The 18,980-nt window shown below is 53.8% G+C and carries 18 protein-coding genes, 1 tRNA gene and 2 pseudogenes; 17 read left to right on the plus strand and 4 right to left on the minus strand.

Annotated features, from left to right (window positions below):
• The first annotated feature begins 94 nt into the window (after nt 1-94).
• Complete coding sequence (locus tag RAC60_RS18210; RefSeq protein ID WP_006120355.1) at nt 95-376, plus strand: hypothetical protein; 282 nt, start codon at nt 95-97, stop codon at nt 374-376.
• 458 nt (nt 377-834) lie between these two features.
• A complete protein-coding gene (locus RAC60_RS18215) occupies nt 835-1,710 on the plus strand; it encodes an SMP-30/gluconolactonase/LRE family protein (protein ID WP_110268161.1) in 876 nt (291 codons plus the stop codon).
• A 33-nt stretch (nt 1,711-1,743) separates the two neighbouring features.
• Here the strand turns inward: RAC60_RS18215 and RAC60_RS18220 are convergent, their stop codons facing one another.
• Nucleotides 1,744-2,964: an MFS transporter gene (locus tag RAC60_RS18220; protein WP_263757728.1), complete on the minus strand. Its 1,221-nt coding sequence runs from the start codon at nt 2,962-2,964 to the stop codon at nt 1,744-1,746.
• Between the two features lie 266 nt (nt 2,965-3,230).
• On the opposite strand from RAC60_RS18220, the gene RAC60_RS18225 reads away from it, so the two are divergent.
• From RAC60_RS18225 to RAC60_RS18240, 4 genes are all read left to right on the plus strand, one after another.
• Entirely contained in the window at nt 3,231-3,470 is a 240-nt protein-coding gene (locus RAC60_RS18225; RefSeq protein ID WP_006120349.1) for a hypothetical protein, read from the plus strand.
• A 332-nt stretch (nt 3,471-3,802) separates the two neighbouring features.
• Complete coding sequence (locus tag RAC60_RS18230) at nt 3,803-4,132, plus strand: STN domain-containing protein (protein WP_033740761.1); 330 nt, start codon at nt 3,803-3,805, stop codon at nt 4,130-4,132.
• Between the two features lie 96 nt (nt 4,133-4,228).
• Nucleotides 4,229-4,366 (plus strand): hypothetical protein, encoded by a 138-nt coding sequence (locus RAC60_RS18235; RefSeq protein ID WP_185199127.1) that lies wholly within the window; start codon nt 4,229-4,231, stop codon nt 4,364-4,366.
• Nucleotides 4,367-4,665: 299 nt separating this feature from the next.
• Complete coding sequence (locus tag RAC60_RS18240) at nt 4,666-5,196, plus strand: RES family NAD+ phosphorylase (RefSeq protein ID WP_375094112.1); 531 nt, start codon at nt 4,666-4,668, stop codon at nt 5,194-5,196.
• A gap of 171 nt (nt 5,197-5,367) precedes the next feature.
• On the opposite strand, the gene RAC60_RS18245 is transcribed toward RAC60_RS18240, so the two are convergent.
• On the minus strand, nt 5,368-6,525 hold the full coding sequence (locus RAC60_RS18245) for an ROK family transcriptional regulator (RefSeq protein WP_172912886.1): 1,158 nt from the start codon (nt 6,523-6,525) through the stop codon (nt 5,368-5,370).
• A gap of 93 nt (nt 6,526-6,618) precedes the next feature.
• Between RAC60_RS18245 and RAC60_RS18250 the strand changes: the two genes are divergently transcribed.
• The 9 genes and pseudogenes from RAC60_RS18250 to RAC60_RS18290 all read left to right on the plus strand — a co-directional run.
• Nucleotides 6,619-7,995 (plus strand): ABC transporter substrate-binding protein, encoded by a 1,377-nt coding sequence (locus RAC60_RS18250; protein ID WP_375094113.1) that lies wholly within the window; start codon nt 6,619-6,621, stop codon nt 7,993-7,995.
• Nucleotides 7,996-8,040: 45 nt separating this feature from the next.
• On the plus strand, nt 8,041-8,952 hold the full coding sequence (locus RAC60_RS18255) for a carbohydrate ABC transporter permease (protein WP_033740753.1): 912 nt from the start codon (nt 8,041-8,043) through the stop codon (nt 8,950-8,952).
• A complete protein-coding gene (locus RAC60_RS18260; RefSeq protein WP_172912887.1) occupies nt 8,952-10,016 on the plus strand; it encodes a carbohydrate ABC transporter permease in 1,065 nt (354 codons plus the stop codon). Before RAC60_RS18255 ends, RAC60_RS18260 begins: the two co-directional genes overlap by 1 nt.
• A gap of 5 nt (nt 10,017-10,021) precedes the next feature.
• Nucleotides 10,022-11,128, plus strand: a complete 1,107-nt coding sequence (locus tag RAC60_RS18265; RefSeq protein WP_006120340.1) for an ABC transporter ATP-binding protein — start codon at nt 10,022-10,024, stop codon at nt 11,126-11,128.
• A 19-nt stretch (nt 11,129-11,147) separates the two neighbouring features.
• A complete protein-coding gene (gene ugpQ, locus RAC60_RS18270; protein ID WP_006120339.1) occupies nt 11,148-11,849 on the plus strand; it encodes a glycerophosphodiester phosphodiesterase in 702 nt (233 codons plus the stop codon).
• A gap of 996 nt (nt 11,850-12,845) precedes the next feature.
• Nucleotides 12,846-13,346 carry a type VI secretion system contractile sheath small subunit gene (gene tssB / locus RAC60_RS18275; protein WP_054633396.1) on the plus strand — a complete coding sequence of 167 codons (501 nt, stop codon included), beginning with the start codon at nt 12,846-12,848 and terminating at the stop codon, nt 13,344-13,346.
• 43 nt (nt 13,347-13,389) lie between these two features.
• Nucleotides 13,390-14,427 (plus strand): annotated as a pseudogene (tssC, locus tag RAC60_RS18280) (type VI secretion system contractile sheath large subunit); the annotation flags it as partial.
• Between the two features lie 135 nt (nt 14,428-14,562).
• Complete coding sequence (locus RAC60_RS18285; RefSeq protein ID WP_375094139.1) at nt 14,563-15,114, plus strand: hypothetical protein; 552 nt, start codon at nt 14,563-14,565, stop codon at nt 15,112-15,114.
• Nucleotides 15,115-15,166: 52 nt separating this feature from the next.
• Nucleotides 15,167-15,907, plus strand: a pseudogene (locus RAC60_RS18290) (VasL domain-containing protein); the annotation flags it as partial.
• A gap of 424 nt (nt 15,908-16,331) precedes the next feature.
• On the opposite strand, the gene RAC60_RS18295 reads toward RAC60_RS18290, so the two are convergent.
• Both RAC60_RS18295 and RAC60_RS18300 read right to left on the minus strand, forming a co-directional pair.
• Nucleotides 16,332-16,406 (minus strand) — tRNA-Arg (locus RAC60_RS18295).
• A gap of 73 nt (nt 16,407-16,479) precedes the next feature.
• On the minus strand, nt 16,480-17,412 hold the full coding sequence (locus tag RAC60_RS18300) for a formate/nitrite transporter family protein (protein WP_039339756.1): 933 nt from the start codon (nt 17,410-17,412) through the stop codon (nt 16,480-16,482).
• 243 nt (nt 17,413-17,655) lie between these two features.
• Between RAC60_RS18300 and ccmA the strand changes: the two genes are divergently transcribed.
• Both ccmA and ccmB read left to right on the plus strand, forming a co-directional pair.
• A complete protein-coding gene (gene ccmA / locus RAC60_RS18305; protein WP_375094114.1) occupies nt 17,656-18,273 on the plus strand; it encodes a cytochrome c biogenesis heme-transporting ATPase CcmA in 618 nt (205 codons plus the stop codon).
• The gene (ccmB, locus tag RAC60_RS18310; protein WP_283786073.1) at nt 18,273-18,932 is read left to right on the plus strand and encodes a heme exporter protein CcmB; all 660 of its coding nucleotides are present in this window, start codon (nt 18,273-18,275) and stop codon (nt 18,930-18,932) included. Before ccmA ends, ccmB begins: the two co-directional genes overlap by 1 nt.
• Nucleotides 18,933-18,980: the final 48 nt, after the last annotated feature.

An 18,980-nucleotide genomic window follows, 5' to 3' on the forward strand; every position in this document is an offset into this window, starting at 1 on the left:
GTAAAACTTCGTAAATACGCAGTTGTTCGCGTACTAATCCTATAGATGCGCATTTTGCAGCGCCTTACACTGCGTCAAAATGTGAGGAAATAAAATGAAAATGGCAATCATGGGTGCATTTGCACTTATTTTTCTGAGCGGTTGTACCGCCAGTAAACCCGGGGCGTTTGAACGTGTTGATGAAGATCCCAGTTCAAATACCGTACAATATCGTTTCGACCCGCTGAAAGTGAATCGTGATGCAATGGAAATTGATATCGCGAATTACTGCAGCAATAAAGGTTTTGATAAAGTAGAGTCACTCCCTGTTCAGGACAGCACAATACCAGGTTTAAAGAAAACCTGGTATCAGTGTAATTACGCAGTGAAAAGTTAATGAATAAATGAGGTGGGATTATATCCCACCTTCTTTTTATATTATGCTGTGTGAAATCTTTGCCCTTCAGTGAATATCATTTTGTTTTATGCCTCCTTTCTGCTGCGCTGGAACGTCTGCGGATAACGCCTCCTGTCCAGAAGAAATAAAGGCTACCGACTGAGGGAACAGCGCGGCGGTAACGATGTCTGGCATACGGCACCTCCTCTTTTTCAATACTCAGGATAATACGCCGAAAAAGTGCAGCAAAAATGCAGCCTGTGTAGAGTTATTTCGATAAATATGTCGCGATATTTCAAAAAAGAACGCGAAAAAGAGGGTGATCGCATATTCCAATCGGAATAGACCGAATAGGTATTAATATGCGTGAGACCTGTCTTAAAAACAAGGCTGACGTGCATGTGTGAAGATGGAAATTAGCGCTACAGTAATATCAGGACAATTAAAGGGAGACAAACATGACGCATAGGGTAAAAAACGTTCTGCCGCTTCAGGCAGAGCTGGCAGAATGTCCGCTCTGGGCTGTGCAGGAACAGGTGCTGTGGTGTGTGGATATTCTGGCACCGGCCATCCATCGTTTCGATCCGGCGAGTGGTGAGCTCTCCACATTTCCCCAGGCAGAAGAAGTCGGATGCATCGGTCTGCGGGAACAGGGCGGTATCATTGCCGCACTGCGTAGCGGCGTCTGGCTGCTGGACGAGCAGGGGAAACCGCAAAAAAAAGTGGCGGATAATCCCGGTATCGCCGGGAAAAGCCGCTTCAATGATGGCCGTGTGGATCCCTGGGGTAATTTCTGGTGCGGCAGTTTATGGGAGCCACAGGATAAAAACGGCGGCTTGCTTTGTCGCGTAACGCCTGATTTGACGCTTGAGGTGAAGGCACGCGACATCAAAATTTCCAATGGCGTTGCCTTTTCTCCTGACCGTCAGTGGATGTATCACAGCGATACGCCGAATGAAGTGCTCTATCGCTATCCGCTTGATGCTCAGGGCGAGCCGGGGCAGCGTGAAATCTTCCGGCGGTTTGATGCCCGTGGTGGCTTGCCCGATGGGGCGGCTGTCGACAGTGAGGGCTATTACTGGTCAGCCCTGTTTGACGGCGGACGCGTCGTGCGTATTGATCCGCACGACGGTGAAATCGTCGATGAGATTACACTGCCGGTGAAATGGCCCACCATGGTGACGTTTGGCGGCAGCGATCTCAAGACGCTGTTCATCACCAGCTCACGCGAAAACCTCAGCGAAGAAGATCTCGCCCGCTATCCGCAGTCGGGCGATATTTTTGCGGTGGATGTCGACGTGGCCGGTATGGAAGAGCCGCGTTTTCGCGGCTGATGGTGAGGGCCAGGCTTATCTGGCCCTGTAACGTTACTGACGCTGCAACAGCGGTTCATGGGCTGGCTGGCTCTGCGGCAGGCGGATTGCCAGTGACAGCACCAGTGATATAACCAGCAGGCTCATAATGAGGCTGAAAGTGACCGTAAAGCCGCCAAACAGTGAAGCCACCAGCGAACCCATTACGCTGCCAATGCCAAAGCCGAGATAAATCAGGCCATAATTTTTGGTCAGATTATTTAAGCCGAAAAAGTCACTGACCAGCGAAGGGAAGACGGTAATGGTGCCGCCGAAGCTAAACGCAATGCAGGCCAGGGACAGGAAAAACGTGGTTTGATTCATCTGTGTAAACAGCATCAGGCTCATACCGATCAGTGAAACCAGTTGGGCCAGTGATATCACGCGAATACGCACCATTTTATCGGACAGCACGCCCAGTACTAACCGACCACTCAGGTTTGCTACCGCGATGACCGTGACGGCGTTAGCGGCGGTCTGGGTGCTGAGGTGAACCAAACCTTCCCCGATGTCTTTTGCAACGCCAATCACATACAGCCCGCTCATACAGGCAGTCAGAAACATCAACGCCAGCATCCAGTACTGTGGCAGACGCACCGATTCGGCCAACGTATACTGACGCGTCGCTTCTGCCTGAGTAGCTGACGCAGATTGCAGAGGCGCATCGCGCATCATCAGTCCGCCAGCAATAATCATCGCCATTGCCAGCAGGCCCCAGAGCACAAAGGTCTGTTCAAGCCCAAATCGTGCCAACAGTGCCCCGCAAATGAATTTAAATCCCAGACTACCCAGACCGTAAGCGCCAATGGCGCAGGCCGATATCATGCCTTTACGTTCAGGAAACCATTTCACACAGTTGGATAGCGTCATCAGATACCCTGCGCCATCGGCCAGACCTAACAACACGCCCGCGCTCAGGTACAGCATCATCAGATTATCTGCATGGGCGGTCAGCCCTAATCCCAGCGCCATCAATATACCTGCGCCGATAGTGACCTTACGGACGCCAAAACGCTCCTGCAGCTTGCCAGCCAGTGAAGAAGAGATGGCCAGCCCCAGGCTCAGTAAACCAAATGAAAATGCGATCTGGCTTACGGGCGCATCCAGTTTTTGCGCGAGCTGACCATTGAATAAGCTCCAGGTATAAACGGACCCCAGCGCTAACTGGGTTATCACCGTACCGATAAGTGTGAGCCAGCGTGTACGCTGGTGGGCAGTCTGTTGAGTCGCGTTCATTATGTTACTCCCAGGGGGAAACTGAATACTGGCGTCAGAATAACCAAAACCCCTACGCGCGAGGGCGGAAAGCGCATGAACGGAATGCAACGCGGAATGAAATGCTGTCAGGGCGGAATGAATGGCCGCGTGGGATAAATGTAACGAGGTGAGTCAAGGTAATGAAGGCAGGTAAACAGCAGTAAGGGAATGTTACGGCCAACCTGTTTTCCCGGCAGGCTTAGCATTTTTTTGCCAGGCTTAAAGTCCATTCAACAGGAGGAAATATGAAAGACCGGACATATGAATCCATCACCAGTGAGGATGAAGTTTGCTGCATTATCGGTCAGGCAGTGATCGAACTGAGCGCAGAACAGCAGCCTGTCACGAAATCTACCCTGGCACTGAAATTATTGTCAATGGCGGACCGCGACAGTGACGACGAGCGGGTTCTGCTCTACTGGATTGCGCGCAAAGCGATCAATCAACCCCAGCATCTTGTCAATGCGCAGCAAAAACGGGCATGACGCCCAGACAGGAAAGGGCGCCATGCCCGCTACGGTTCCGTTTTGTTTACACAGGACACATCACCGTAAAATCATGGTAGCGCCAGGGACGGCGAAGACGCGTTCCGTCGCGCCCGGTGAGCACGACACCGTAAAACGTGACTTTCTCTGTGCATCGCTGCTCTCGCTTTCTCTGCTAAGAGAGGTCATTACCGCCAGTGCGAAGCGGCACGATAGCGAACCGAACATTTCCCACCTTCTCGCCTGCGATCACACTCAGACATACTCTGCACGCTGACAGAAACAGTTGACTATGGGACAAAGACACAAGTTTTCCTGTGCCCGGAGGCGTTATGCATTTCACATCCTTCAACTCAGCCTGCTTGCTGCTGGCGCTGACGTGTACGTCGTGCAGCCAGTCATCTTCTGGTCATATCCCTGCGGGTAAATGTGATGCGGAAGCGACCTACAATCTTCATTTGTCGCGCTTTGACGAAACGGCGCAACAGTTGGCGCACGGGACCGGGTGTTTTATCCAGACGGATTTGTCGCGCACTGGGGCTGTTCAGGTGAATCCTGTAGAGGGCACCATGACGCTTCGTGAAGCGCTCGGACAGGCTATAAAAGGCACGCCGTTGAAGATTGTGGCGCAAACGCCGGATGTCATTACTGTCGAAAAATAATCGCGAATCACGGAGGTCACACCATGCGCAGAGGCGCTGCTTTGCTTATTTTGTTGTTAACCGCATCAGTCTGCTATGCCGCGCCAGGGGGCAACGGTGGGGAAGGTGGAAATGGCGGAGCGGGTGGTATGGGAGGCACAGGCGGTAACGGCGGTACGGGCGGTAACGGCGGAAGTATGGACAATCAACCTGGCGGTGCTGGGTTGCCTGGCCACAATGGTCAGCGCGGCATGAATGGTTGTCCCGGCGGTACTGCGCCCTCTCAGGACGGCAGATTTTATCTGCCCGGCACACATGAGCAATGTAATCCGGCGCATCCAAAGTCGCATCCTAAACGGCATCACACCGTGTCGTCCGGGCAGATGGAACGAATCTGATAATCGGCTGGCCCCGCGCCTGTGTATCACCGGCTTGTGCGCAGGCAAGGCAGACATGCGCCGACAGCTCGGGCTGGTTCGTGGCTACGCACTAAGCGATTAACTGGCGCGTTCAGCAATCGCAGGGATGGGGTTGTTGCGGGAGAAAAGACAAACATGCATCACGCACTATTGCCCGTGGGCGGCCTTTTTTATCGCGCTGTGTTAACCGCAAAGGCGCAGGCGGTGCTTGCCGCACCCGGCCCGCAAAGCGCGGGGCGTTATCATCGCCACGGGCAACCGGCCTTGTATATGAGTCCGGTGCCGGAATGGTCCATCATGGCGGTATCGGGCTATATGCGTGAGGATGGCCTTTCACGCGTCCTGATTCCACTACGCCTGTCAGGGGCCTGGCTGGTAGATCAGCGCGATAGGGCAAAATGTGAGCAACTGGGAATCCTGCCAGAAGCCGCTGATGGCAGTTGGCGAACGGCGCTGCAGCAGGGGCGAATCCCGGATTCATGGCATAACGCAGATAAAGCCAGAGCAACAGGCGCGGATGGGATTATTGACCGTTCGCGTCTTATTTCCGGCGGCTGGCATATCTGTCTTTTTCAGTGGAACACGCCTTCTGCACCACGCGTGGCGGTATGCGGCAAGCCCATCCCGATCACGCTTTCACCGGCTGGCTCCAAATGGGGATTATAGTGCGGGCAAATTAAGCCAAACCTGTCCCACGCTGCGGTCGCAAATAAACCGACGCTCGCTGCGGACTGGCTCTCATTTCACAGAGACCTGTTTATCCGCAGGCCAACTCAGAGAACCGTCGCCGATGTTTGCCGCGTCGGTTTCCTTCATTCCGTCACCGCCGCTGAGCGGTCAGTTAACCCCGTCGCGATGCCCGTTATCCTGCTGAGCAACATTATGCAGGACCATGGCGGCGGCTCCGAATGCGACCGTATCCGTGGCCGCGACGTCCGGCAGACAGATTTCAGGCTGCACGACAGGTGTGCCGTTTAACGTATCCACAGTGGAAAAGTCGAGCCAGGCCGCAAGCCGTTCACGCACCATCTGCGGAAGTGTCCCACCCAGATAGATCGCCGCTGGCGCGAGGACCGCATTCAGCATAAAGCCCAGCCGGGCGATCTCCGGGCCTGTACGTGCGATCCATTCGTCGAGAACCGCTGTGTTTTCGCTAAGAAAATGGTGCCAGACAGCCTCAGCGCGGCCTTCAGGTATCTGGCCAAGGCGATGCTTACACCACGCCGCAAGGTCAGTAAAAGAGGGGCGGGGCCTGTCGAGTGGCAGCAGCAGCCCAATTTCGCCCGCATTGCCCAGATGACCGCGATAACGTTGTTTGCCCAGGATAAGGCCACTGCCGACGCCCTCTGACAGATAGAGATAGATAAAATCGTCATGATTAGCCGCATTACCCAGCGTCATTTCGCCCATGGCGGCAGCATTGGCATCATTTTCGATTAACACCGGACAGCCCAGCGCCTGCTGAATGGCTTCGAACAGCCCGGGTTCATCCCAGGAAAGCACTTCGGGAGCCAGATGGAGCGGAGCCTGACCGCGCTGGAAGCGCGTCGGCATGGCAATGCCTGCGCCAATCAGTAAATGATCCGGTATGTGGTTTCTCTCAAGCAACGTTTTGTGGCCCTTCTGTATCTCTGAGCGGGCGCGGGCAAAGGTATCATAGTGGCCGGTCAGTTCAATTTCGTCGACCCGTTTCCCTTTGAAATCAAGCAGCATCAGCGTAACAGAGAAGCGGCTGGCATGAATCCCAACGGCATAGCCGATGGAGGAATTAAGCATCAGATCAATGTGGGGCGCGCCCCGGCCAGATGAACGCCGGGCTCCTTCGATGATGATACCTCGCTTGATGAGATCGCGGGTCATCATGCTGACGGCCGCCGCTGTCACCCCGCAACAATCGGCGATCTCAGCACGTGATGCGGCGTCGTTGCGACGCAGATAACGTAGTACGGCCGACTGCGTCGTACCGATTCCTTCCCAATGTTTTGATGAAGTCAACGCACCTTCTCCCTGTCGTTTTCACATGGTCATGAACCTGTCATTTAAATAAATTAACTTACTTAAATAATAGGCACAACGGGAATAAACACCATGTCAAAAAAACTCACAGTCCTCGCCACCCTCGTGATGTCCGCGTTGTGTGTTGGCATGACTCACGCAGAAGAGATAACGATCAAACTCGCCACGCTCGCCGAGCGTAGCGCACCGAACCGCATTACCAACATTGAAGATGCAGCCGACATCATGAACAAGCAATTTAAGGCTGCGGGCGTCGACAAACATATTGTGATTCAGGCCAATAGCAGTGCTGTCAAAGGCTGGGACGACTTCGCCATGGATATGCTGAAGGCGATGTCTGTCGGACAAGGGCCGGATATCTATGTGCTGCCCCATGAATGGATTGGTCAGTTTGCGAAGGACGGCTATGCCTTGCAAATGAACGATAAGATCGCGGCGGCACCGTGGGTCTATGGCGACATCCTGCCCGTCCTGTGGGCGTCGGCAAAGGCAAACGATGGAAAGATCTATGGCATACCGCAGGATGCTGAAATAAGAATGTTTTTTTACAACAAAGATATGTTGAGAAAAATTGGCAAGGATGAAGCCTTTATCAACGCCATACCGGCCAGGGTGGAGTCCGGTGATTTTACACTGGACGATCTGACAGCCCTTGCCAAAGAGGTCGTGGACGGTAAAGCGGCTCAGTACGGCATGTTGCACCGGCCGAATGTCGGTATTGATTATCTGATGGTTTTTCAGTCTTACGGCGTGAAATTTATGGATGACAAGACCGGCAAGCTCATCTTCCCTAAAGCAGAAATGGCGGATGCGCTTGGCTGGTATGAGCGCAATGCGAAGCAGGGAGTGACGCCGGTCGATAACACGGCGATGAGCTGGGATGCCATTCAGAACGCGTTCAAGCAGGAGAAAGCCTTTATCTTTCACCAAGGCATCTGGGCGGTTGCCTGGCAACTGGGCGACAAAAATGGCGCGGTCTGGCCGACAGACAAAGAAGGGTATTTTCATAAGATAGGCTGGATCCCGGCGCCTGCGGCCAAAAAGGGCGGTCAGCCCTCAAACCTGTCGCATCCGCTTCTCTATACGGTGAACGCCAAAAGCAAAAATGCTGACATTGCTGCCGAACTGGTGGCACTGGCGACGTTGCCTTATTTCAACAACGAACATGCTGTGACGTCCTATCACACGGCCATCAGCAACGCGCAAACGGCGATGCCGAAATACCGCGATAACTGGGTGCTGTCAGCCGCTTCGCCCATGATGGTACATGCGAAGTTCGTGCCCAATCATATCCAGTTTGGCAGCTATAACAAGGTGCTGTTCAGCGGTCTCCAGGCGGTTGAAACAGGAAAAATGACGGCAAAACAGGCCGTTGATTTTATCGCCGAAGAGCTCGAACTGCAGTTTGGCGACGATATAGAAATCCGGTCTTCTGTCGCCAAAAAATAGTGCTTAGCCTGTAAAGCGTCGCTTACTCTCCAGGGAGATGTGGTCATGTCTCAGTTTCAGCCTCGGGCGCACCGGCCGGCCCGACCTGTGTTCTATCTCGCGCCTGCTATCGCGCTGTTGGCCGTCTTTTTCCTGGCGCCCATTATCGTCAATACCGTCATCGCCTTTACCGATATGGGCGCTGATCTGCGGGTCGGTCACTTCACGCTGCAAAACGTCGAGCGGATTGTCTTACGCGATGCGCGCATGCCTGCGGTGCTGCTGACGACGCTGATTTATGTTACGGCGACGCTGTTTATTTTTAACGTCGGGCTGGGTGTCCTGTTGGCGATAACAACGACGGCCATTCCCGACAGGCTGGGTAATCTTTTTCGCGGTCTCTGGCTTTTGCCACGCATGTCACCGGCCGTCCTCTACAGTATTCTGTGGATATGGGTTGCCGATCCCACGCCGTCTGGTTTGCTCAATCAGGTAACCGGATCCTTCGGTCTGCCGCTCATGAATCTGCGTAATGATTTCCCCTTGTTTCTCATCATTGTGGCAAATGGCCTGGTCGGGGCATCGTTTGCCATGGTCATTCTGACTTCATCCATTCGTTCCATCCCTGCACATCTTGCCAATGCGGCGCGAGTGGATGGGGCGAGCGAATGGGGCGTGCTGCGCTATGTAGTGGCCCCCGCACTGTCTCAGCCCATTCGGTTTATCACCATCTATCAGGGGCTCTCCTTGCTGACGACATACGAGTACATTCTGCTCATCACCGGTGGCGGTCCCGTCTACGATTCGACGCCTTATGCGCTCTATATCTACCGTCGCGCCTTTGAAAATGGGGCTTACGCCTATGGCGCGGCGCTGGCGCTTGGCCTGATGGTGATCGGCGTAGGCGTGACCTTAATGCAATGGCGGGTCAGTAATATGCGCGCGACGTTTGCCGCGCCGAAAATCGAGGTATTGTGATGTCACTCGTCCCAAACCCGGCAGTGGCCAAATCGAAATGGGCGCGTCTTGAACGCAGAGGCACAATCAACCGTGTCGGCTTCCTTTCTACGCTCATTCTCTTCCTGACGGTGATGTCAGTGCCGATTCTGCTGCCTTACCTCTGGCTTCTGGCCAAATCGCTGACCACGTCTGATGCGTCCGTCAGCCGGCTTGTTCTGTGGCGCACCAGCGCAATTGCGGGCGTCGCGTATATCGGAGCGATCGCGCTTGCTTTCCTGGCAGAGCGTTTACGCAGACCGGTATTGTCCTGGGCTGCGCTGGGGATCGTTGTGCTGCTGCTTGTGATGATTTTTCTGATGCCACACATGACGTTGCACAACTACCGTTTTCTCTGGATGCGCGACATCGCGAATACGGGCACCACGCGCGTGGACCTGATGCCATCGGCCTGGACGGCACTTGGAAGCTCGCTGATCTTTGGCGTTTCACAAACGCTGATTGTCACGATCGTCGCTACCCCAGCCGCCTACGCGTTATCGCGCTTTGCCTTTGCCGGGCGGCAAAATTTTCTGCGCGGCTTGCTGCTGTTACATGCTTTCCCCGCGCTGGCGCTCACCATTGCCATCTTTATCCAGCTTCACTATATGGGCCTGCTCAACCATCTTTTCGGTGTGGTGATGGTGATGAGTGCGCTGGAGCTGCCTTATGCGATCTTCGTCCTGAAGGGCTTTTTCGACGCAGTGCCCTGGGATATTGAAATGAGCGCGGTGACCGACGGTGCGACCCGTTTTCAGGCTTTTCGTATGGTGGTATTGCCCCAGGTGCGTAGCGGACTGATTGCGATTGCCACCTTCACCTTTTTACGTGGTTGGGAGGAGTACGTTTTTGTTCAGACGTTACTTATCGACAAAAGCCAGATGACGATGAGCCTCTACCTGTTCTTTGTCGCACAGGATAATACGGGTGCGGATTACGGCATGATCGCCGCTGTGGGCATCATTTATTTACTCCCTGTGCTCGTTCTCTACACCTTTACGCAGAAATACATCACTCAAATGAGTTTTGGCGGTATCAAGGGATAATTGTCATGGCCTCGATCACTCTTAACAATGTCAGCAAAAACTGGGGCGAGACTCAGGTCCTGAAACCGATGAATCTTACCATTGAGAACGGCGAATTCGTCGCCATTCTCGGCCCCTCAGGATGCGGTAAATCGACAACGCTGTTTCTGCTGGCAGGGCTCTATGCGCCGACCAGCGGTGAGATCGCGTTTGACGGGCACAACGTTAATCGCATCGATGCCCGCGATCGCAACGTCGGTATCGTCTTCCAGTCTTATGCGCTTTACCCGAACCTGACGGTACGCGAAAACATCGCTTTTCCGTTACGTTTTAAAAAAACAGGTAAGGAGCACATTGCCAGGCGCGTGGAGGAGGCGGCTAATCTGGTGCAAATAAGCGCACTGCTTGATCGACGCCCGTCGCAGCTTTCAGGGGGGCAGCAACAGCGCGTGGCGCTGGCGCGGGCACTGGTCAAGGAACCGAATATTCTGTTACTTGACGAACCGCTTTCTAACCTCGATGCGACGCTCCGTATCACCATGCGGACGGAACTCAAGAATCTCCAGAAACGTCTCGGCTTCACCACCTTGATCGTCACCCATGACCAGCTGGAAGCCATTACCATGGCCGATCGGATCATCTGTATGAATCATGGCGAGATAGTGCAGATTGGGACACCTGATGACCTGTACAGACGTCCGGCCGATCGCTTTGTTGCAGGGTTTATCGGCTCGCCGCCGATGAATCTTGTGGAAGGACAGGCCGTCGGCGGGTTTCTGCACCTGGGGCAAACGACACTCGAACTGAACCACGAATACGACGGCCCCGTTTGTTTTGGTCTGCGTCCGGAAGATATCAACCTTATTGCCGCTGACGAGGCTCCCTTGTGTGGGGAGATCATGACCGTTGAGCCGATGGGGCGTGAAGTTTTCTACACGATTGACACGCCGGCCGGCACGCTTCGCGCGCTGGAATATGGTGAAGCGGTGCGTCATGCGCCTGGTTCCCGGGTAGGAGTAGCGTGCCAACCCGAACTGACTCTGATCTTCAATGCTGTCGGTAAACGCATCGTCGATCTTCATGCCAACCTCGCCGTAACCGGCCACCCCAGCAGACAGGTTCACGCTGGCTAGATTACAGGACAAGATTTCCATGACCCGAATCGTATCACACCGTGGCGCCAACCATTTTGCGCCAGAGAACACCTTCTTTGCCGCCGATCTGGCGCTTGAACAGGGGGCTGATTACATTGAACTGGATGTACGGGAGAGCGCCGATGGTGTGCTCTACGTTATCCATGACGAGACGCTGGATCGCACCACGAACGGGACGGGCCCTGTTGGGCATGCTCTGTCGCGCGATATTGATGCACTGGATGCGGGAAGCTGGTTCGATGAGCGTTTTAAAGACGCCAGGGTGCCGCGACTTGATGCCTATCTCGAACATCTGCGCGGCCGCGCGGGCGTTTATATTGAGCTGAAATACTGCGATCCGGTAAAAGTGGCTGCACTGGTACGCGATCTCGGTATGGTCCGTGATACGTTTTTCTTTTCGTTTTCCGAAACGATGCGCGCTGGCCTTCAGGCCGTTGCGCCGGACTTTCGCAAAATGATGACCCTCAATATCGCGATGTCTCCCTCTCTCGTTGCCACCGTGCATCATGCATCGATCATTGAGGTAAACGTAGAGCAGATGCGTCATCCCGGTATTCTTGAAGCAAGCCGTAAGACCGGGCTTGAGATTATGGTTTATTACGGTGATGACGATATAGCGATTCATCAGGAAATTGCGGCGGCGGGCGTCGATTATATTAACCTCAATCGCCCGGATCTCTTTAGCCACACACGGCGATAGGTTTACAGAACGACTGAACGATAAGGTTCTGCGTCGCTACCCGTGTTTACGGGTATGACGGGTAAACAGAGAAGGGCAACTGCGGTACTGCCCTTCGACATTATCTGGCAGGCCCCGGCCCTGGAGGGCGCCTGACAATGATGTTATATCGACGCGTTTTGATCGCGTAAATATGCCCTGCACCGTTCCCTTCCGTTTAATTGTAAACCTCTCGTTCCCAACGCAAACAACATCGTGACACTAGCTGACTTTATCGTCTGCGATCGCTGCAGGCGAGTGCACCGGCCGGATTTATTCTGGCTGACGTAAGTGATGGCATCGCATAACTCGCGGTCAGATGCGGTGACAGGTGACAAGCACGCAGATAACGATAATCCTTCCTCTCTCCGATGTCTGAAATACGTTTATACAGACAGGTGACATACATTGATTTCAGTTTTTTTTAAGCGAAAATAACCAGAATTGATTTACGTCAATAAAAGAAATTATGCTGACATGACGGTCTCGTCCTATTCCCCCTTTTCACACTCGCTTCCTGAAAGTTATTTTTTTAACAATGAAAAATTAACGTTCTCATGTGACTGGTGGGATTTTGCACATGTCATGCTCTGAAATACATTGATCACTTACTGAACATCCTTATTCCATAAGCTCTGAAGGGGTTTTTAAATAAAAATCATATAAATCATAAAGATGATAAAATATTGTTAAAGCATATCTCTGTAACCTTTAGTTACATATTTTTATTTCCTGTCATGCATGAAACGTTCATAAACTCCGTCTCCAGGTGCTTGCTGGACGTTTTTTTATTTCTGAAAAGTACCTGAAAAATACCGTGTCGACGTGCTGGTGAATGGAATGCGCCCGCTTTACATCCCGGGGTTTTGATTCCTGTCAGATGACGGGAACCGGGATAGTGCTAATAAAGGGTTTGCTTTTCTTTTAATTTCTCGCTGGCAGTGACCGCTTCTATAACTTCATAGAACAGGGACAGCTATGTCTAATTCTTCCTTTCAGTCCGAAATACCCAAAGCACGTATTAATCTGAAACTTGATCTGCATACCGGCGGCGCGAGCAAGAAAACCGAGCTCCCTCTGAAATTGCTGGTTGCGGGCGATTTCAGCCATGGGCAGGAGACAGCACCGCTATCTGAGCGAAAAAAAGTTAATCTGAACAAAAATAATTTCGACGCTGTGCTTTCCGAATATTCCCCGAAAGTCAGTCTTACCGTTAAAAACACGCTTGCTGGTGACGGTAGCGAAGAAAATATCCGTCTGACCTTTCAGAGCATGAAGGATTTCTCGCCGGAGCAGGTCTCCCGACAAATACCTCAGCTCAAAGCCATGCTTTCCATGCGCAATTTACTTCGTGATTTAAAGGCCAACCTGCTGGACAACCAGGCATTCCGAAAAGAGCTGGAAAAAATCCTGCTCGATCCGGCATTAAGCGCCGAACTCCGGTCTGAGTTGTCTGCGCTGGCCCCGAAACAGCCATAGGCTCACGGTGCTTTAACGGATTAATAACGGATTAATAAGGAAGATGCTGATGTCTGTAAAAAATGAAAATGCCGCAGGTGGCGAGAGTGTGGTGCTGGAGCGTCCTGCTGCCGGGGTTTATGCGTCACTGTTTGAAAAAATCAATCTGAACCCGGTGTCCGAGTTGAGTGCACTGGACATCTGGCAGGATGCACAGGCGATGTCGGATGCGACAGCCGATGAGCGTCTGACGGCCGGGATGCAGGTGTTTCTGGAATGCCTGACAAAATCGGGCTCAAAAGTGGAGAAACTCGACAGAAACCTGATTGATCATCATATCGCGGAGCTGGACCACCAGATTAGTCGCCAGCTTGATGCCGTTATGCACCATGAGGACTTTCAGGCGGTAGAAAGCCTGTGGCGCGGCGTGAAATCCCTTGTCGACAAAACCGACTTCCGTCAGAACGTGAAAGTCGAACTGCTGGATATGGCTAAAGAAGATCTGCGTCAGGACTTCGAAGACAGCCCGGAAATTATCCAGAGCGGCCTGTATAAACACACCTACATTGATGAATATGACACGCCGGGTGGCGAACCGATTGCCGCGCTGATTTCCGCCTATGAATTTGATGCTTCTGCGCAGGATGTTGCCCTGTTGCGCAATATTTCGAAAGTTTCTGCAGCGGCGCACATGCCGTTTATCGGCTCTGCTGGCCCAAAATTCTTCCTCAAAGAGTCAATGGAGGACGTGGCGGCTATCAGGGATATCGGCAACTACTTTGATCGTGCGGAGTACATCAAGTGGAAATCTTTCCGCGAAACGGATGATTCGCGCTATATCGGTCTGGTGATGCCGCGTGTACTGGGCCGCCTGCCGTATGGTCCGGATACCACGCCGGTACGCAGCTTCAACTATGTGGAAGAGGTGAAAGGCCCGGATCACAACAAATACCTGTGGACCAACGCCTCATTTGCGTTTGCCGCCAATATGGTACGCAGCTTTATCAACAACGGTTGGTGCGTGCAGATTCGTGGCCCGCAGGCCGGTGGTGCTGTTCAGGACCTGCCTATCCATCTGTACGATCTGGGCACCGGTAACCAGGCCGGTGGTGCAGATGCGGCCAATCTGCTTAAACCGGCACTGGCCCGTGGCGAGCTGCGCACCATCGCGGCGACCACCTGGAGCGAATACAAGCAGTACTTCGAGCGCGATGCCGCGCTGGAGCGTCGCTTCCAGATGGTGAAGGTCGACGAGCCGGACGATGATACCGCCTGCCTGATGCTGCGTGGCCTGAAATCCCGTTACGCCGAGCACCATAACGTGCACATTACCGACGACGCGGTCAAAGCGGCGGTCACCCTGTCTCGTCGCTATCTGACCGGCCGCCAGCTGCCTGACAAGGCTGTTGACCTGCTGGACACCGCCGCGGCACGCGTGCGCATGAGCCTCGACACGGTGCCTGAACAAATTGTGCGTCTGAAAGCACAGCTGACCGCACTGGAACTGGAAGAGCAGGCTCTGCAGGAAGACATTGCCGCCGGCAGCAACCGTCATGGTGACCGCCTGGGCGTGATTGAGCAGCAGAGGACTGAACTGGAAGCGCGTATCGGGGAGCAGGAGGTACGTTTCAGTAACGAAAAGGCGCTGGCACAAGAGCTGATGGCCAGTCGCCGTGACATCAGTCAGCAGGCTGCAATTACTGACTTGCAACAGCAACTGGCGCAGGCGCAGCAAGGTGATGTGCTGGTTCAGGTGGATGTGGACAGGGGCAGCTGTGCTGCCAGCTAGTGTGATCAACGATGCAGCCGCCTTCGCAGCCGACGGTGCAGAAGAAACCGCCAGCGCGATGAAATGGGTGTATGTTGCCCGCCCTGAATATCAGGCGAATGTGGAAGTACTGGCGACTCTTCCCGCGCCGGTAAAAAAGTGGAAATCTTTCGTTGCCGGTATGGGTGCCATGCTGGCAATAAGCGTGGCCGCAGCGGGAAGCTGGCAATATGTAAACCGGCCAAATCCGCTGCAGGCTCAGTTGGCGGCATCTCTGGCACCTTTACCTGCAACGCTCACGCCAGAACAGATGGATCTATTGCGTCAGCAGACTGCTTTGCCGCAGAACGTGATCGCCCGAACACAGCAACAGCTGAACCGTCTGGATAAGCTTCCACCGGGCTGGAGCATTGACTACAGCCGACAACTTGTAGAGCAGGCTCAGGCGCTCTGGCCGGAGCAGGCAAAGTCTCTGGCACAGCAATGGCAACAACAACGCAGTGCTGCCGCATTACCGGCAGAGCAGCTTAATGGCTGGTCTCAGGGAATGATGACACTACAAAAACTGAGCGACAGATTAAATGGCCTCGATGAACAGAAGGGTAAATACATAACGGTCAGTGAGCTGAAATCAGTGGTTTTTGCCACGATGCAGTTCTTTAATCAGTCCATACCGGCTGAAGAACAGCTGCGCGTACTGTCGCAACACCCAACGGGGAAACCGTTACCTGCTGCTGCCCAATCTCAGCTGGAAATGCACCTGAAACAACTGACAGCCCGCTATGCCGAACTGAAACAGCAGGCAGAAAAATAAAACCTCTCGTCTGGCAAAGCGAGCACGCCGTTTTCTGTCGGGTTTTCTGATTTACGCAGGGCGCTTAAGAAGCGAGTGGGTAGCGATCCACATAAAGGCGCTTCATTTTCTTTCTGATTCTGAGAATGTCCCCGACTTGATTATTTAAGAAGATTGCGTGTTATCGGCCAGGCGTTACACTTTTCTTCAGTCTGTCGACAGGGGCAAGCTGGTCGCAAAAAACACGATGAGATGTTGACCGCTTGCCTAAAAGTGCCGGCCGTTCTGAGCCTTAATAAAGCGTGAATGCTTAAACAGGAAATGTGTATGTGTAATCGTTCATGTTGAAATGCGCAGAAACTGGCCGTCGTCACCCAGGCAGAGCAGAGGCGGTATTAAAGATAAGAAGGATGAGTGAATTTGGTGAATGTCAGAAGGCTGTACGTGGTGTCCCCTGCAGGAATCGAACCTGCAACTAGCCCTTAGGAGGGGCTCGTTATATCCATTTAACTAAGGAGACGCCAGCGCAGTATACCGCAGTTAAGCGGCAGGATTCACTACACTGCCGCGCGTTTGCTCATTCTGTCAGCAATTTAGCGTTCTTCTTGCTGCTGCTGACGTTTTTTCTCCGCTTTGCGCCGTTCTGCCTTCGCCTTTGCCTGAGCAGCTTCGCCCATATCATTGCGAATCTGGGCGTGACTTATCAGGGCGAAAATCAGCGTACCGCCCGTCAGGTTACCCAACAGGGTTGGAACAGCAAAAGGCCAGAGAAACGCGGTCCAGGGCACGCTGCCGTTAAACACCAGGTAAAGCACCTCAACGGAACCCACCACAATATGTGCCAGATCGCCCAGTGCGACCAGCCAGGTCATCATCACAATGACAAACAGTTTGGCCGCTCCCGCATAAGGGAACATCCAGACCATTGTGGCAATGATCCAGCCGGAGATCACCGCGTTAGCAAACATCTCGCCCGGCGTATGTTCCATCACCTTCATGCTGATATCCGTAAAGGCCTGGCGAGTGGCTTCATCAAAAATGGGCATTTCGTTAAACGCTAAGGCGGCGAATGCAGTACCAATAAGGTTGCCCAGTAGCACAATGCCCCACAGGCGAAGCAATAAACCAAGATTGCTTGTGGTGGGTTTGTGCATAACGGGCAGAACGGCCGTCACGGTGTTTTCAGTGAAAAGCTGCTGCCGTGCCATAATCACAATCACAAAGCCAAAGGTGTAGCCAAGGTTTTCCAGTAAATAGGCGCCGGGGACGCCGTCCAGATGAACCTGAAAAATGCCCTTGGCCATCAGTGAAGCCCCCATTGACAGCCCGGCCGCAATCGCTGACCACAGCAGCGCCATGCCATCCCGCTCCAGCTCTTTCTCCCCGTCCTGTCGGATCTCTTCGTGGATAGCGGCGGCACGCGAGGGCAGGGCGTCTTCATCTACTTCAATATCCTCCTTTCCCTGTTCTTTTTCTTCGCTGTCTACATCGTTAGGTCCCTGACTTATGCTTGATGAAGGCTTCATGTTTTCTCCTGGTAACAGTACAAATGCGTTATAAGCGTAGTCGTTTTTTGGCTAACGAAACTGTTTCTGCGATAGCGAACAAACGTGACAACCTTCTGTCGTGGTGCGCTTTTTATCCACCAGACGCGCTGAAAAGCACGAATATCTAAGCCCTGCGCAAAAGGGGAGCGCGCACAGCCTTCGGCACGCTGTAACATTGTGCTATCATTTGCGCCTTATTTGGCTGGCGCGATTTACCCCTCCATGTTGGAAATCATTAATCTGCTTTGTGTGCGTGATGAGCGCGCGCTCTTTGAGGCGCTTACGTTTAGCGTGTCGGCAGGTGACATCGTACAAATTGAAGGGCCAAACGGGGCCGGGAAAACGTCGCTGCTGCGGATCCTGGCCGGACTGAGCACGCCTGAACATGGTGAGGTGCGCTGGCAGTCGCAGCCGGTTCACCGGCAACGCGACACCTGGCATCAGGCCATGCTTTACCTGGGGCATCTGCCGGGGATCTCATCGGCGTTATCGGCGCTGGAAAATCTGCGCTTTTATCATCCAGACTGCCGCGATGAACACCTTTTTACTGCACTGGCCAGCGTCGGCCTGGCAGGTTATGAAGAGGTCGCGGCCGCGCAGCTCTCTGCCGGACAACAGCGGCGCATCGCCCTGGCCCGGCTGTGGCTGACCCAGGCAACCTTATGGATCCTGGACGAACCTTTAACCGCCCTCGATCACACGGGGGTGGAGACGTTAATGAGCCGCTTTGTGGCGCACACGCAGCAGGGGGGGTCTGTCATCGTGACCAGCCATCAGGCGCTACCGCGGCTGACGGGGCAGATCAATACTATCCGCCTGCATGCCGTGGAGTGGCAGTAATGTTGTGTCGTCTTATTCAGCGCGAATTACGTATCGCCTGTCGTCGCGGCGCCGAAGTGATGAATCCACTGTGGTTTTTCCTGATTGTCATCACGCTCTTCCCGTTGGGTATCGGTCCCGATCCTCATCAGCTGGCACGGATCGCACCCGGTATTGTCTGGGTTGCGGCATTGCTCTCTTCGCTGCTCGCGCTGGAAAGGCTGTTTCGTGATGACCTTAACGACGGCACGCTGGAGCAACTTTTATTGTCGCCTGTACCGCTGCCGGTCACGGTGCTGGGGAAAGTCATCGCCCACTGGCTGGTCACGGGCTTTCCGTTAATTCTGCTTTCGCCCCTGGCGGCCCTGTTGCTGTCCCTGGGTATGCCGGGCTGGCGGGCGGTGGCACTGACGCTGCTGTTAGGAACACCGACGCTGAGTTTTCTCGGCGCGATTGGCGTGGGGCTGACCGTTGGGTTGCGTCGCGGCGGCGTGCTGCTCAGCCTGTTGGTTCTGCCACTGGCTATTCCGGTACTGATTTTTGCCAGCGCGGCCATCGACGCCGCAGGTCAGGGGTTAGCCATTGGCGGTTACCTGGCGTTGCTGGGGGCGATGCTGGTCGCGAGTGCGACGCTGGCCCCATTTGCCACCGCCGCGGCGTTGCGGATTACGCTGCACTAAATCAGCACGCATCAGACGTGTTATTCGCGTTTATTTAAAAGTGAGCAA

This window comes from Pantoea sp. BR_17 (genome assembly GCF_041955125.1).
GTDB lineage: Bacteria > Pseudomonadota > Gammaproteobacteria > Enterobacterales > Enterobacteriaceae > Pantoea > Pantoea stewartii.

Bases quoted from the DNA above. Each gene is read 5' to 3' on its own strand.
- RAC60_RS18210 (WP_006120355.1), top strand. From the start codon at position 95: ATGAAAATGGCAATCATGGGTGCATTTGCACTTATTTTTCTGAGCGGT.
- RAC60_RS18215 (WP_110268161.1), top strand. From the start codon at position 835: ATGACGCATAGGGTAAAAAACGTTCTGCCGCTTCAGGCAGAGCTGGCA.
- RAC60_RS18220 (WP_263757728.1), bottom strand. From the start codon at position 2,964: ATGAACGCGACTCAACAGACTGCCCACCAGCGTACACGCTGGCTCACA.
- RAC60_RS18225 (WP_006120349.1), top strand. From the start codon at position 3,231: ATGAAAGACCGGACATATGAATCCATCACCAGTGAGGATGAAGTTTGC.
- RAC60_RS18230 (WP_033740761.1), top strand. From the start codon at position 3,803: ATGCATTTCACATCCTTCAACTCAGCCTGCTTGCTGCTGGCGCTGACG.
- RAC60_RS18240 (WP_375094112.1), top strand. From the start codon at position 4,666: ATGCATCACGCACTATTGCCCGTGGGCGGCCTTTTTTATCGCGCTGTG.
- RAC60_RS18250 (WP_375094113.1), top strand. From the start codon at position 6,619: ATGTCAAAAAAACTCACAGTCCTCGCCACCCTCGTGATGTCCGCGTTG.
- RAC60_RS18255 (WP_033740753.1), top strand. From the start codon at position 8,041: ATGTCTCAGTTTCAGCCTCGGGCGCACCGGCCGGCCCGACCTGTGTTC.
- RAC60_RS18260 (WP_172912887.1), top strand. From the start codon at position 8,952: ATGTCACTCGTCCCAAACCCGGCAGTGGCCAAATCGAAATGGGCGCGT.
- RAC60_RS18265 (WP_006120340.1), top strand. From the start codon at position 10,022: ATGGCCTCGATCACTCTTAACAATGTCAGCAAAAACTGGGGCGAGACT.
- ugpQ (WP_006120339.1), top strand. From the start codon at position 11,148: ATGACCCGAATCGTATCACACCGTGGCGCCAACCATTTTGCGCCAGAG.
- tssB (WP_054633396.1), top strand. From the start codon at position 12,846: ATGTCTAATTCTTCCTTTCAGTCCGAAATACCCAAAGCACGTATTAAT.
- RAC60_RS18285 (WP_375094139.1), top strand. From the start codon at position 14,563: ATGGTGAAGGTCGACGAGCCGGACGATGATACCGCCTGCCTGATGCTG.
- RAC60_RS18300 (WP_039339756.1), bottom strand. From the start codon at position 17,412: ATGAAGCCTTCATCAAGCATAAGTCAGGGACCTAACGATGTAGACAGC.
- ccmA (WP_375094114.1), top strand. From the start codon at position 17,656: ATGTTGGAAATCATTAATCTGCTTTGTGTGCGTGATGAGCGCGCGCTC.
- ccmB (WP_283786073.1), top strand. From the start codon at position 18,273: ATGTTGTGTCGTCTTATTCAGCGCGAATTACGTATCGCCTGTCGTCGC.